Here is a 12,968-nt window from a genome sequence, read left to right on the forward strand (position 1 = left end):
TTGCTCCTGGTTTCAGTGGTTCTAATGCCGGCTAGTTGTTGTTGGAATCCGACTGGTTTGCCGTTCCGCCGCCTCCGGCCACGGAACCGGCGTGCGCCGAGATCTTGTCGAAGAAGCCGTATTCCAGCGCCTCGGTGGCCGTGAACCACTTGTCGCGGTCGTTGTCCTTGAGGATGGTTTCGACAGTCTGTCCCGTCTGCTCAGCCGTCAGTTCGGCCATGACCTTCTTCATGTGGAGGATCAGCTCAGCCTGGATCTTGATGTCCGACGCCGTGCCTCCGATTCCGCCGGAAGGCTGGTGCATGAGGATGCGGGCGTTGGGGGTGGCGTAGCGCTTGCCCTTGGTGCCCGAGGAAAGCAGGAACTGGCCCATGGACGCGGCAAGGCCGGTTGCGACCGTGACGACGTCGTTCGGGATGAACTGCATGGTGTCGTAGATGGCCATGCCGGCGGTCACCGAGCCACCCGGGGAGTTGATGTAAAGGTAGATGTCCTTCTCCGGGTCTTCTGCCGAGAGGAGGAGAAGCTGTGAGCAGATGGCGTTGGCGTTCTCATCGCGGACCTCGGAGCCGAGCCAGATGATGCGCTCTTTCAGCAGACGGTTGTAGATGTAGTTGTCCTGGGCCGCGGGATCGACAGTTGCCATCCGGGGAGCCTCTGATTGCTGTGACATAAGTACTTACCTCTCGCTGGTGCCAGTGACCTCACTGAACTTCACTACATTGGACACTAACCGCTTTGGCCGGCGTTTTGTTCGCCGGAATCGCACTGTTCGCTGACGGCGCACGGGAGGGCCCGGCCTTGTGTTCTGCCCTTAAAGCGAACCGGCCCCGGATCCAAGGATCCGGGGCCGGTTGAAGCCGTATCAGAACTTCACTGCTGCGGGGTCGTCGCTGGAGACGGTCTCTGCTTCAGCCTCGGCCTCTGCAGTTTCTTCAGCGGCAACTTCACCGGCAGGGCGCACGAAGTCGGTCAGGTCAACCTTGTTGCCTTCGGAGTCCACAACCTCGGCCTGGCCCAGCACTACTGCCAGTGCCTTGCGGCGGCGAACCTCGGAAACCATCATGGGGACCTGGCCGCTCTGATCGATGATCTGGGCGAACTGGTTGGGGTCCATGCCGTACTGGCTGGCGGTGGTGACGATGTAGTCGATCAGCTCGTTCTGGCTGACGTTGACTTCTTCCTTGTCCGCAATGGCGTCGAGGATGACCTCGTTCTGGAAGGCGCGCTCAGTGTTTGCCTTCACCTCAGCGCGGTGCTCCTCGGTGTCGTGGTCGCCTTCGCCGTGGGAGTTTTCCTGGGTGAAGTGGGCCTCGACCTGCTCTTCGACGACGGATGCCGGGACGGGAACCTCAACCAGCTCGACGAGCTTGTCCAGGACCTTGTCGCGGGCTTCTACGCCCTGGCCAACAACCTTGGACTCAGCGGCCTGCTTGGCGAGGTCCTCGCGGAGTTCAGCCAGGGTGTCGAATTCGGATGCCAGCTGTGCGAAGTCATCGTTTGCCTCGGGAAGCTCGCGCTCCTTGACGGCCTTGACTACTACCTTGACCTGGGCGGCTTCGCCGGCGTGCTCGCCACCAACGAGGGTGGTGTCGAAGATCGCTTCCTCGTCGGCGGAGAGACCGGAAACAGCCTCGTCCAGGCCTTCGAGCATGGTGGCGGAACCAACCTGGTAGGACAGGCCCGAAGCGGAATCGATCTCTTCGCCGTCAATCGAGGCGGTGATGTCGATGGTGAGGAAGTCATCGTTCTGCGCCGGGCGCTCAACGGACTTGAGGGTGCCGAAGCGGCCACGGAGTTCATCCAGGGCCTTGTCAACGTCAGCGTCGGAGGACTCGGCTGCAGCAACCTCTACCTTGATGCCGGCGTAGTCGGGCAGTTCGATCTCGGGACGGACGTCAACCTCGACCTGGAACTTGAGTTCGCCGTCGGTAGCGGACGGATCCGGAACCTCGGTGATTTCGACCTCGGGACGGCTCAGCGGGCGCACTCCGGTTTCCTGGACAGCGGCCTGGTACCAGCCATTGAGGCCGTCGTTGATAGCCGTCTCCAGAACGTAGCCGCGGCCGACGCGCTGGTCGATGAGCTTGGAAGGAACCTTGCCCTTGCGGAATCCGGGCACCTGGATCTGCGAAGCAACGGTCTTGTACGCGGCATCGATGCTCGGCTTCAGTTCCTCAAAGGGAACCTCAACATTGAGCTTGACCCGCGTTGCGGTGAGGTTCTCGACAGCGCTCTTCACAGTCTAAGTACTCCTGAATTGGTGGGTATGGGGTTCTGCCGCACTCGAGGAAACGAATGCGAAACACAGAGTCGGGGTGACAGGATTTGAACCTGCGACTTCCTGCTCCCAAAGCAGGCGCTCTAGCCAAGCTGAGCTACACCCCGAATGCACAGGACAGTCTACGGGCAAGAGCGCCGCGAATGCACATTTGACAGCGCCGCCCGAATTAGGTTTAGTTATATCCGGCTTGAACAGCCAACCGGAAAGAAGCCCTGAACAGGGAATCCTTCTGGGGACGTAGCTTAATGGTAAAGCCTCAGTCTTCCAAACTGATTACGCGGGTTCGATTCCCGTCGTCCCCTCCATGGAAGAAGGCCTCCGATCCCAGGATCGGAGGCCTTCTTGCGTTGTGCCGGACCATCGTTCCCGGAGGCTCAGGCCCGGCGGCGAAGCTCAGACCTGGCAGCCCGGGCACCAATAGAGTTTGCGGGCTCCTATTTCCGCCATGCCCACGATTGTCCCGCACGCCCGGCAGGGCAATCCGTGCCGCTTATAGACAAAGTGGGCGTCGGCGTCGGGCACCAGGGGTGCCCCTTCGGTCCATAGGTCCGGGGGCGTCGTCACAATCCTGCCGTCGCGGACGCCGTCGGACATGGTGGTCACAGCATCGTCCCAGAGGCGGCCGGCAGTTTCGGCATCCACGGCCGCTCCGGGCGTCCAGGGATCCACGGCCTGCCGGAAGAGGACTTCCGCCCGGTAGATGTTTCCGACTCCCGCGAGGACGGACTGGTCCATCATCAGGAGCGCGACGGCGGTCTTCCGCTTGCGCAGCCGGCGGATGAACTCATCGCGGTCCCCCGGCAGGTTACGGAGGGGATCCGGCCCCAGGCGGTCAAGTACCTTGGCCGCCTCATCGGACGTCACGACCGCGCAGGTGGTCGCCCCTCGGAGATCGGCCCAGCCATGGTCAGACACGAGGCGGACGCGCACGGCCCCTACCGGTTCCGGCGGCCCGGAGTATTCCGCGTCCTCACCGGCAGGCCCGGATTCACGCTCACCGATCCTGCGCGGTGCTCCGATGCTCGAAGCGCCCGTAAAGGAACTGTCTCCGCCGAAGCTCCACGCACCGTATAAGCCCAGGTGGACGTGGAGGTAGAGCCCGTGGTCGAAGGCCAGGAACAGCTGCTTTCCGTGGGCGAGCGCCTCCACCGGCACGTGTCCGTCCAACAGCGCGGCGCCTTCGGTGAAGCGTCCCTGCGGACTGCTGACATGAAGGCGCCGGCCGACGAAGACATCCTGGAACTGGCGGGCCAGCCGGTGGATGGAATGACCTTCAGGCACTACTCGACGATCTCGCCCGTGGTCTCGTACACGGCGATCTTCCCAATGCGGCGGACATGGCGCTCGTCATTGCTGAACGGTTCCTGCAGGAACGCTTCGATGATTTCGGTGGCTTCGTCGACGCTGTGCTGCCGGCCGCCGACAGCCACGACGTTCGCGTCGTTGTGCTCACGAGCAAGCTTGGCGGTGGCGAGGTTCCATGCCAAGGCCGCGCGGACTCCCTTGACCTTGTTGGCGGCAATCTGTTCGCCGTTGCCCGATCCGCCCAGCACGATGCCCAGCGCATGGACTCCGGCTGCCTGGTCGGCAACGACGGCTTCCCCGGCATTGATGCAGAACGACGGGTAGTCGTCCAGGGCGTCATATTCCTTGGGCCCGTGGTCCACAACCTCATAGCCCTTGGCCGTGAGGTAGCTGACCAGGTGTGCGCTGAGTTCCATGCCTGCGTGGTCCGTAGCGATATGGACGCGGGGAGTAGTCACTGTAGTCCGTTCTTTGTGGAGCGCCGGTAAGCCGCTGGGCAGGTGCACAGCCCGGGCCAGGCGCGGCGGGGAGGGATGCTTACCTAGATTACCGTGACCGGCTTCATTGGGGCTGCCCGTCGTCATGGGCCCGGGCAGCGGCCCGGTTGAGGATTCCGGCCAACGTATCAGCTGTTGCCGCCGTTCCGGCGCTCAGGGCCACCCGGCCTCCGTTGAGTTTCCTGACGACGACGGCGGGCCCGCTGCTCACCAGCATCGCGGTCGCGTCGTCGTGGTGCCGAAGGCCCCAGCCGCCGTAGTCGGCAGCTTTGACGTCGGCGGGTGCCGCTGCGGCAATATCGACGGCGGGAACCCTCAGCACCGGGACGAGTCCGCCGGCCAGCACCCGAAGTCCTCCCCTGTCCGCACGGACACGGGCGAAAAGGAAGCCCGCACCCAGTAGCGCCACGGCGGCCACCAGGGCTCCGAGCCAAGGCAGCGCCACGGCAATCAGGGCTGCCGGGAACAGGGCAGAAACGATGATCATGATGAACACTGAACTGCGGGCGTGGACCCAGATCCGGAGGGTGTCCCGGGTCAGGTCCGGATCGGCAAGCAGCATCCGTTCGGTTTCCAGGGCCTGGTCGTCCTCAGGGGTCCAGCGGGCATCGGGCTTGAAGGCGAACATCATGACGACACCCAGGGCCAGGGCCGCGCCGCTTCCCATAGCCAGGACGATCGGGTCCACATGCGACAGCCGGGCCTCCCCGATCCCCGACTGGCCGACCAGCCCGGCAGCGAGGACCGTGGTGACGAAGAGACTGACCATGAGGCCCAGCCCCATCATGACCCGGCGCATGACAACGGGCCGGGAGAGCGGAACCGCCTGCATGAAGGCGAGCCAGCCAAACAAGGTGATCATGGCTGCGCCGCCGGCAACATAGGCGCCGAAGGGCGCAAAAGCGCTTCCGCCGTCGGCATTCCACATGACAGCCACCGGGTCCGGGAGGCTGTTCCTCAACATCTGGGCGCAAACAACGAAGCCGATGGCCAGCAGTAGCGGAAAAAACAGCGCAAACCGCAAGGCGCGGGTGTCAAGAGAGTCGCGGAACGTTCCCATGGTTCCAAACTACTCCGGAGCAACGACATGCAGGGAGTGCACTCCACGACACCGCATGGGCATCCCTTGCGATCGCGGCAGAGAGTGAAAGAATGACTTCACACCAGCGGCGGGAGAACCGACCGGCCGCCCAGTCCAACTTCCGGAGGCACATTTGCCAGGCCTTAATCTCACGCGCGGGGAAGCCGCGAGCCGCGCTGAACTCCTCAACGTCGAGTCGTACAACGTCACCTTGGACCTGACCAAGGGGCCGACCGTCTTCGGCTCCACCACCACAGTCCGTTTCTCGGCCCGCGCCGGAGCCTCGACCTTCATCGATGCCATTACCGACACCGTCCACAGCGTCACCCTGAACGGCACGGAACTTGACCCGGCGGTCGTCTCCGACGGCGTCCGGATCCAGCTCCCCGACCTCGCCGAAGACAACGAACTCGTCATTGTTGCCGATGCTCCCTACATGAACACCGGCGAGGGCCTGCACCGCTTCGTGGACCCCGTGGACGGCGAGGTATACCTCTATACGCAGTTTGAAGTACCCGACTCCCGGCGCATGTTCGCCGTCTTTGAACAGCCCGACCTGAAGGCAAGCTTCACTTTCACCGTGACGGCTCCGTCACACTGGGACGTGGTCTCCAACTCCCCCACGCCTGCCCCGGAACCCATTGAGGCCGGGGACGACGGCGGCGCACGCTCAGTGTGGAAGTTCGCCCCCACCCCCCGGCTCTCGTCGTACGTCACCGCACTGATCGCCGGCCCGTACCAATCCGTACGCTCGGAAGTGACAAGTTCGGACGGCCGGGTGGTCCCGCTGGGAGTATTCGCCCGGAAGTCCCTCATGCAGTACCTCGACGCCGACAACATCTTCGAGCTGACCCGGCAGGGCTTCGAATTCTTCGAGGCGCAGTTCGGCTGCCCGTACCCGTTCGAAAAGTACGATCAGCTCTTCGTGCCGGAGTTCAACGCCGGTGCCATGGAAAACGCCGGTGCCGTCACCATCCTCGAAGGCTACGTTTTCCGCGGCAAGGTTACCGGCGCCCAAGTGGAACGCCGTGCTATCACCGTCCTGCACGAACTGGCCCACATGTGGTTCGGGGACCTCGTCACCATGCGCTGGTGGAACGACCTCTGGCTGAACGAGTCCTTTGCCGAATACATGTCCCACCTCGCGGCGGTGGAGAACACTGAGTTCGACCACGCGTGGACCACGTTCGCCTCCGTGGAGAAGTCCTGGGCTTACCGCCAGGACCAACTGCCCACAACGCACCCCATCTTCGCGGACATCAACAGCCTCCAGGACGTGGAGGTCAACTTCGACGGCATCACCTACGCCAAAGGCGCTTCAGTGCTGCGCCAACTGGTGGCCTGGGTGGGCCCGGAACAGTTCATGGCCGGGGTCCGGACCTACTTTGCCAAGCATGCCTGGGGCAACACGGAGCTTTCGGACCTCATGCAGGAGCTCGAAGCCGCCAGCGGCCGTGACCTGGACCAGTGGGGCGGGTTGTGGCTTGAGACTGCGGGCGTGAACACGCTCGCCCCCGAGGTCACCGTTGACGAAATCGGCGTCATCACCGGATTTGCCATTTTTCAGACCGCCATCGCCGAACAGCCCACCATCCGCCCGCACCGCCTGGCGGTGGGCTTCTACGACGTCGTCGACGGCAAGCTTGAGCGCGTCCACCGCGAAGAGCTCGACGTCGACGGCCCCCGCACGGACGTCCCCGCCCTGGTGGGCAAGACGCGGCCCGACCTTGTCCTCCTCAACGATGACGATCTCGCCTACGCCAAGGTAAGGCTTGACCCGGCGTCGCTCGCCACCGCGAAGGCCCACCTGAAGGACTTCACCTCAAGCCTTCCCCGCACCTTGGTGTGGGGTTCGGCGTGGGATGCGGCCCGCGACGGCGAGACTCCCGCCCGCGGCTACGTGGACCTTATCCTGGCCAACATCGCCCACGAGACGGACTCGTCGGTGATCCTCGTCCAGCTCCGCCAATTGGCCACGACCCTCACGTACTACGTGGCCGCAGAGCACAAGGAGGAAACGGCAGTCAGGGCCGCCGACCGATTGTGGGAGCTCGCTTCCAGCGTGGAAGCCGGATCCGATGCCCAGTTGCAGTTCGTGAAGTCCTACGCCCAGATCTCACGCAGCGACTCCCAACTGGACCGGATCCAGGCGCTCCTCGACGGCACGTCAACCCTGGAAGGCCTGACTGTGGACCAGGACATGCGGTGGGAACTGCTGACAGCACTGGTAGTCGGCGGCCGCCACGGGCAGGACCGGATCGAGGAAGAACTCGAACGGGACAACACCTCCAACGGCCAGAACGCAGCAGCCCTCGCCAAGGCTGCGATCCCTACGGCAGAGGCCAAGGACGCTGCATGGGAGTCGATCGTGGTCAAGGGCGAGCTCTCCAATGCACTCCAGTCCTCAGCCGTTGCCGGCTTCACCCGTGTTCCGGACACCGCGTTGCTGGAACCGTTCGCGGAGAAGTACTTCCAGGCAGTACCTGGAATAGTGAAGGAACGGACCCATGCGCTGGCCCAGCAAATCGTGGTGGGCCTCTACCCCGCCCAGCTGACCACCCAGGCCACCATCGACCGGACGGACGAGTTCCTGGCGGCATTGCCGGAAGACAGCGCGGCACTCAGGCGCATGATGCTGGAGAACCGCGACGCCGTGGCACGCGCCCTGCGCGCGCGGGCCGCCGACGTCGACTAGCCGTTCGCCTCCTCCCATGCGGACAGTCTGCGCTGGCTAGACTGTCCGCATGGGCCTGAATGAACACCATTACGCGTTGACCGTCCGCTGGACCGGAAACCGCGGTGACGGCACGGCGGGCTACCGGGCTTACTCCCGGGACCACGACGTCGTTATTCCCGGACTACCGACATTGAAAGGTTCAGCCGATCCCACGTTCCACGGTGACCGGACACGCTACAACCCTGAGCAACTGCTGCTGGCCGCCTTGGCCCAGTGCCACATGTTGTCCTTCCTGCACGTCGCGGTCAAGCACGGTGTGGTGGTCACCGGATACGAGGACAATGCCGAGGGGCTCATGAAGCTCAACCGGGACGGCAGCGGGCAATTCGAGTCGGTAACCCTCAAGCCCCGCGTCACCATCGCCGATGCCGTTGATGAAAGCCTCATGTCGCAGCTTCACCACGAAGCCAACCAAGTCTGCTTCATCGCGCGCAGCGTCAATTTCCCCGTGCTTCACGAACCAACCACGACGACGACGGCTGCCTAGCCGGGTGGCCCGCCGCTTCGCGCACCGGCAGGACGGCCGCCCTTCCAGCGGGAGAGCAGCCTTCGTTCCGTCAGGCGGCTCAGGCCCGCCCTGCGTTCACGCTCCAGGCCCCTGCTGCGTTCGTCCTCAAGGGTGTCCTTGAGCGTTTCCTGCCAAGGCCGCAGCGCAAAGCCTGCCGCGACGGCGGCTGCGTTGCTCCGGGCTTGGAACCCTTCGTGCCCTGGCGGCAACCACAAGGGAAGCGAGTCCGGGCCGGCCCAGTAGTCGATCCCCTGCTGCACCAGCCAGTCTTCGCTGACGGGGACAACTTCTTCCGTAGCCCCGGACGCACTCCGTGACGCAGCAATATACCCCGCAAAGGGAACCACTTCCCCCACAACGTTGAAGGTTCCCGACAGTCCCCGGGCCGCACCGTAAAGAACCCAGGCTGCAACGTCCCTGACGTCGACGATCTGGGTCGGTGAGTCCGGTATGTCCGGGACCAGGACGGGGTCCGCCTTCGCGGCAAACCGGGCGGGCCAATAACCGTACCTGTCCGAAGCATCCCCTGGACCTCCGATCAGGCCGGGCCTGAGAATGTGGGCCTTCTCCCCTGCTGCCCGGCGCGTCATCTCCTCGATGGCTGACTTTGACTCGCCGTACGTCTCCGGCGTTCCGTGTTCTCCTTCCGGCAAGGGTTGGAGCAACCCGGCGTCCTCTGCTGCGCCGGGAACGGACGGATCGGCATAGACGGAGCAGCTCGAAACGAACGTCCAATGCCCCGCCCGGCCGGCCAGGGCGTCAAGGGCTGCCTTCGCGAAGACGGGATCCCGGGCCACCTCCACGACCTCATCCCAGTGACCGTCGAGGTCCGTGAAGGCCGCCACGCCAGTGGCGCGATCCGCACGGACCCAGGTGGCGCCGTCGGGCACTGCCGCGGAAGTACCGCGCGCCACGCAGGTGACCTCATGTCCGGCGGCGAGGGCTTGCCGCGTGATTTCAGCGGACAGGAAAGCCGTACCACCCAGGACGAGGATTCGCATGCGGCCACGCTACGGCGCGATCACGCAACGGCGCTAGGGTTAATGGTGGACAGAGTGTTCACCCCAAGGAGAACACGGGCCGACGACAAGGAGCCAATACACCTTGACCTTCATCTCTTGGATGGAAACCCTCACGATCGAACCGGAAAAAATCGACGTTGTCTCAATCCTCATCACCGTAGGCGTGGGCCTGCTGGTATGGACCGTGGCACGCTTCATCATCCTTCGCATCACCCGAAGGGTCGCCTCCGGCAGTTCGCTCTTCAAGAAACCGCACTTCAAATGGGTGCAACCTGCCATCCGGGCACTGGACCATGAGCGCCGCTCGCAGCGGGCCCAAACCATCGGCTCGCTGCTGACCAGCCTGGTGAGCGTGATCGTGGTGGTGATCGTCATCATCTACGTCCTGAAGTACATGAACGTCGACGTCGCACCCCTGCTGACCAGTGTGGGCATCCTGGGTGTGGCCATCGGCTTTGGTGCCCAACAGCTCATCCGGGACTTCCTCGCCGGCATCTTCATCACCATCGAAGACCAATACGGCATTGGCGACGTGATCGTCACCAGCGAAGTCATTGGCACGGTGGAATCCGTCGGCCTGCGGATCACCCGCGTCCGGGCGGAGGACGGAGCCATCTGGTACCTCCGCAACGGCGAGATCCTCCGGGTAGGCAACCGCTCCCAAGGAGACTACGTACCCATCGACACGCCTTCGCCGGACAACGACGGAGAAACCAAAGTGAGCGCCGGAGCCCCCGCAGGCACGGCCGCAAAGCCTGAGGAGAAGTCAAGTGAATGATGCCAATTCCGGGCAACCGGGCGCACCGCAGGCCGGGCCGCGACGCCAGCTGATGCAAAACGACCCCTTCAGCCAGCCTGCCTACACGGACAGCTTCTACGCGGCAGTCGGCGGGCACGACACCTTCGTGAAGCTGATCGACGTCTTCTATGACGGTGTGGCCGGGGATCCCCTGCTGCGGCCGATGTACCCCGAAGAGGACCTCGGGCCCGCCAAGCGGCGCTTCCTCATGTTCCTTGAGCAGTACTGGGGCGGCCCCACCACCTATAGCGAGGAACGCGGCCATCCAAGGCTGAGGATGCGGCACATGCCCTTCCGTGTAACGCCGGAAGCGAAAGACCGCTGGCTGTTCCACATGCGTACGGCCGTGGACTCGCTGGGCCTGTCACCCCTGCACGAGGGAACCCTGTGGGACTACATGGAGCGAGCAGCGTTGACCATGGTCAACAGTCCGTCCGCACAGTAGTTCTTCGGTTCTTCCGTTCTTCGGTTCTTGGGTTCGTCGCTGCTAGTTCCGGAAGCCGAGGCCGGCGGCCGTCCTCACCAGAACGTGTCCGCGCGATCCGCTCAGCCGGAACCAGCGGCCGTTGCGGAATACCTGCTGCTCTCCGCCAGCAAGGAAGCCCAAAGCAAAAGCGGCAAAGGCCACCCCTGCCGGGAGCTCTTCAAGCCCCGGCAGGGGCCGGCTCCAGACGGCGGCGCGGGCACTGTTGACCACGGCAGCGCCTGCCACTGCGGGTACGGCCTCTGCCACCTCGGCGATACCGGCTTCGGCTGCGGCCTTAAGTTCGACGTCGGCCATCGCGCCCAAGGCTTCCCAACCGGAGCGCGGAGCCCCGACGCCGGCCCACGACTCCGACACTGTGGACGGCGGGATGGGAAGCTCAACGTCCCCGGCACGCGAGCGGGCCAGCCGATCCAGGACGGAGGCAAGCGTCACGGTGGCGTCCGCCTGGGCTTCCTCGGCGAGGGCCATTGTCCGCAACCCGAGGATGGTGGGGGTGGATTCACCCAGGATCCGCGGCCTGAGGACGCACACATAGGCGGCCAGAACCTTGCCGGCAGCCTGCAGGCGGATGGCGCCGTCATCGATGGTTTTGGCGCGTGTCACGTAGGTCCGCAGGTCGCTGAGATCGTGGGGGTCGGCGAAACGGAAGGACTGGGTCAAGACGTCTGTCACAGCATCGACTCTACCGGCATGTCTTCGGTTGAGAGGGGTTGGGGCGCCGTCTAGAGTCGAACCATGACTGACACGAAGGCCAACCCGGACGCGGAGGCACCCGCAGAAGACCCCATGGAAGTGCTGATCGGCCTGCTGGACCTGGGCGACTTCGACGGAGCACGGACCAACGAGGACATCTTCCTGGGCCCGTCCCAAAGGCAGCCCAGGCACCGCGTCTTCGGCGGACAGGTCCTGGCACAGTCCATGATGGCCGGCATGCGCACGGTTGACGCGGACCGCGTTGCCCATTCGATGCACGGCTACTTCCTCCGTCCCGGGGACGCCAACAAGCCCATCACCTTTGGAGTCGAGCGGTTGCGCGACGGGCGTTCCTTCTCCGCGCGGCGGGTCCATGCTTACCAGGACGGTGTGCCGATCCTGTCCATGATTGCCTCGTTCCAAGTTGCGGACGAAGGGTTGGATCACCAGACTGCCATGCCGGAAGGCATCCCGGATCCCGAGTCATTGCCCAGCACGGCGGATTTGCTGTCCTCCTTCGACCACCCGTTGGCACGGCACATGTCCTCGGAGCGGCCGTTCGACGTCCGGCACGTCGACCCTGCACTCTACGTCACCGCGCCAACCCGGCACGTGGCAACTAGGCCGTGTTGATCAAGTCGCTTTTGATCCAGATCAGGGTGGTGGCGAGGCTGATGGCGGCTCGGTAGCTGCGGGCGGTCTTGTCTGATCGCATGGCGATGCCGCGCCACTGTTTGAGCTTGTTGAAGGAGCGTTCGACGACGTTGCGGCCGCGGTAGCGGAGCTTCTGCTCGTCGCCGAAGTCGATCGGGCGTCCCGGCTTCTTGCGGCGGTGAGCGATCTGGTCGTCACGCTCCGGGATGGTCGCGGCGATCCCTCGCTGACGCAGCCAGGCACGGTTCGTCTTCGACGGGTAGCCCTTGTCGGCGAGGACTCGATCTGGTCGCGTTCGTGGTCTTCCGACGCCTGGGCGGGGGACACGGATGTGTTCGAGGGTGGTCGCCAGCATCGTGGTGTCGTTGATGTTGCCGCCGGTGAGCACCCATCCCAGCGGCCGCCCCTTGCCATCGGCGACCAGGTGAATCTTGCAGGTCAACCCGCCACGGGACCGGCCAATCGCGTGGTCAGGCGGCTCGAACCACGGATTCTTGTGATTCGGTGGAGCCCCCTGTGTCCCGGGCGAGGGTCGCACCGTGCTGATGCACGCGGGTGATCGTGGAGTCGATCGACACCACCCAATCGAGCCGGCCCGCCGCGTCGGACTGCCGCTGCACCTCGGCGAGCAGCCTGTCCCAGGTGCCGTCGTGCGCCCACCGGGTGAACCGCTTATAGACCGAGTTCCACTTCCCGAACCGCTCCGGCAGATCACGCCACGGCGCACCCGTCCGGTACTTCCACGCCATCCCCTCAACCGCGAGACGATGATCCGTCCACGGCCGCGACCTCCCCGTCACCGTCGGCATCAACGGCTCCAGAACGGTCCACACCTCGTCAGAGACCTCGCGACGCGTCATCCCTCAAGACTCGCCCATCGACCACCGAAACCACTTGATCA

The 12,968-nt window shown here is 64.3% G+C and carries 12 protein-coding genes, 2 tRNA genes and 1 pseudogene; 6 read left to right on the forward strand and 9 right to left on the reverse strand.

What is annotated here, in order from left to right; all coding sequences use genetic code 11:
- Positions 1 to 31: 31 nt before the first annotated feature.
- The 3 genes from QN084_RS00635 to QN084_RS00645 form a co-directional block, all read right to left on the reverse strand.
- Positions 32 to 646 carry an ATP-dependent Clp protease proteolytic subunit gene (locus tag QN084_RS00635; protein ID WP_021470700.1) on the reverse strand — a complete coding sequence of 205 codons (615 nt, stop codon included), beginning with the start codon at positions 644 to 646 and terminating at the stop codon, positions 32 to 34.
- 219 nt (positions 647 to 865) lie between these two features.
- Positions 866 to 2,242, reverse strand: coding sequence for a trigger factor (tig, locus tag QN084_RS00640; protein WP_021470701.1), 1,377 nt, complete (start codon positions 2,240 to 2,242; stop codon positions 866 to 868).
- A gap of 71 nt (positions 2,243 to 2,313) precedes the next feature.
- Positions 2,314 to 2,388 (reverse strand) — tRNA-Pro (locus QN084_RS00645).
- A gap of 127 nt (positions 2,389 to 2,515) precedes the next feature.
- Here QN084_RS00645 and QN084_RS00650 point away from each other — a divergent pair.
- Positions 2,516 to 2,589: transfer RNA gene (locus QN084_RS00650), tRNA-Gly, on the forward strand.
- A gap of 88 nt (positions 2,590 to 2,677) precedes the next feature.
- Here the strand turns inward: QN084_RS00650 and QN084_RS00655 are convergent.
- The 3 genes from QN084_RS00655 to QN084_RS00665 form a co-directional block, all read right to left on the reverse strand.
- Positions 2,678 to 3,565 (reverse strand): Fpg/Nei family DNA glycosylase, encoded by an 888-nt coding sequence (locus tag QN084_RS00655; protein ID WP_021470702.1) that lies wholly within the window; start codon positions 3,563 to 3,565, stop codon positions 2,678 to 2,680.
- The gene (locus QN084_RS00660; RefSeq protein ID WP_021470703.1) at positions 3,565 to 4,005 is read right to left on the reverse strand and encodes a ribose-5-phosphate isomerase; all 441 of its coding nucleotides are present in this window, start codon (positions 4,003 to 4,005) and stop codon (positions 3,565 to 3,567) included. The genes QN084_RS00655 and QN084_RS00660 overlap by 1 nt, the downstream gene beginning before the upstream one ends.
- A gap of 145 nt (positions 4,006 to 4,150) precedes the next feature.
- Complete coding sequence (locus QN084_RS00665; RefSeq protein ID WP_062096996.1) at positions 4,151 to 5,146, reverse strand: hypothetical protein; 996 nt, start codon at positions 5,144 to 5,146, stop codon at positions 4,151 to 4,153.
- A 154-nt stretch (positions 5,147 to 5,300) separates the two neighbouring features.
- Here QN084_RS00665 and pepN point away from each other — a divergent pair, with 154 nt between their 5' ends.
- Together pepN and QN084_RS00675 are read left to right on the forward strand one after the other, a co-directional pair.
- Positions 5,301 to 7,862, forward strand: coding sequence for an aminopeptidase N (pepN, locus tag QN084_RS00670; RefSeq protein WP_069694597.1), 2,562 nt, complete (start codon positions 5,301 to 5,303; stop codon positions 7,860 to 7,862).
- Between the two features lie 49 nt (positions 7,863 to 7,911).
- Positions 7,912 to 8,391 (forward strand): OsmC family protein, encoded by a 480-nt coding sequence (locus tag QN084_RS00675; RefSeq protein ID WP_069694598.1) that lies wholly within the window; start codon positions 7,912 to 7,914, stop codon positions 8,389 to 8,391.
- On the opposite strand, the gene QN084_RS00680 is transcribed toward QN084_RS00675, so the two are convergent.
- Positions 8,388 to 9,413, reverse strand: a complete 1,026-nt coding sequence (locus QN084_RS00680) for an NAD-dependent epimerase/dehydratase family protein (RefSeq protein WP_062096997.1) — start codon at positions 9,411 to 9,413, stop codon at positions 8,388 to 8,390. The two genes, QN084_RS00675 and QN084_RS00680, sit on opposite strands and share 4 nt — an antisense overlap.
- Positions 9,414 to 9,534: 121 nt before the next feature.
- Between QN084_RS00680 and QN084_RS00685 the strand changes: the two genes are divergently transcribed.
- A complete protein-coding gene (locus QN084_RS00685) occupies positions 9,535 to 10,212 on the forward strand; it encodes a mechanosensitive ion channel family protein (protein WP_079941275.1) in 678 nt (225 codons plus the stop codon).
- Positions 10,213 to 10,264: 52 nt separating this feature from the next.
- Positions 10,265 to 10,678: a globin gene (locus QN084_RS00690; protein ID WP_082038915.1), complete on the forward strand. Its 414-nt coding sequence runs from the start codon at positions 10,265 to 10,267 to the stop codon at positions 10,676 to 10,678.
- Positions 10,679 to 10,720: 42 nt separating this feature from the next.
- Here QN084_RS00690 and QN084_RS00695 read toward each other — a convergent pair whose 3' ends face one another.
- Entirely contained in the window at positions 10,721 to 11,392 is a 672-nt protein-coding gene (locus QN084_RS00695) for a DUF8185 domain-containing protein (protein ID WP_021470710.1), read from the reverse strand.
- A gap of 63 nt (positions 11,393 to 11,455) precedes the next feature.
- Between QN084_RS00695 and QN084_RS00700 the strand changes: the two are divergent.
- A pseudogene (locus tag QN084_RS00700) lies at positions 11,456 to 12,034 on the forward strand (acyl-CoA thioesterase); the annotation flags it as partial.
- Here the strand turns inward: QN084_RS00700 and QN084_RS00705 are convergent.
- A protein-coding gene (locus tag QN084_RS00705; protein WP_206599970.1) for an IS5 family transposase occupies positions 12,033 to 12,927 on the reverse strand; the annotation gives its coding sequence in 2 pieces (ribosomal slippage) (positions 12,033 to 12,581 and positions 12,583 to 12,927; 894 coding nt in all). The pseudogene QN084_RS00700 and the gene QN084_RS00705 sit on opposite strands and share 2 nt — an antisense overlap.
- Positions 12,928 to 12,968 lie beyond the last annotated feature (41 nt).

Origin of the sequence: Paenarthrobacter sp. R1 (genome assembly GCF_030264015.1) — a bacterium.
Taxonomy (GTDB): Bacteria; Actinomycetota; Actinomycetes; order Actinomycetales; family Micrococcaceae; genus Arthrobacter; species Arthrobacter ureafaciens.

Coding starts and splice junctions, on each gene's coding strand:
- QN084_RS00660 (WP_021470703.1), bottom strand. CDS start 4,005: ATGGAACTCAGCGCACACCTGGTCAGCTACCTCACGGCCAAGGGCTAT.
- QN084_RS00690 (WP_082038915.1), top strand. CDS start 10,265: ATGCAAAACGACCCCTTCAGCCAGCCTGCCTACACGGACAGCTTCTAC.
- QN084_RS00675 (WP_069694598.1), top strand. CDS start 7,912: ATGGGCCTGAATGAACACCATTACGCGTTGACCGTCCGCTGGACCGGA.
- QN084_RS00665 (WP_062096996.1), bottom strand. CDS start 5,146: ATGGGAACGTTCCGCGACTCTCTTGACACCCGCGCCTTGCGGTTTGCG.
- QN084_RS00680 (WP_062096997.1), bottom strand. CDS start 9,413: ATGCGAATCCTCGTCCTGGGTGGTACGGCTTTCCTGTCCGCTGAAATC.
- QN084_RS00635 (WP_021470700.1), bottom strand. CDS start 646: ATGGCAACTGTCGATCCCGCGGCCCAGGACAACTACATCTACAACCGT.
- QN084_RS00685 (WP_079941275.1), top strand. CDS start 9,535: ATGGAAACCCTCACGATCGAACCGGAAAAAATCGACGTTGTCTCAATC.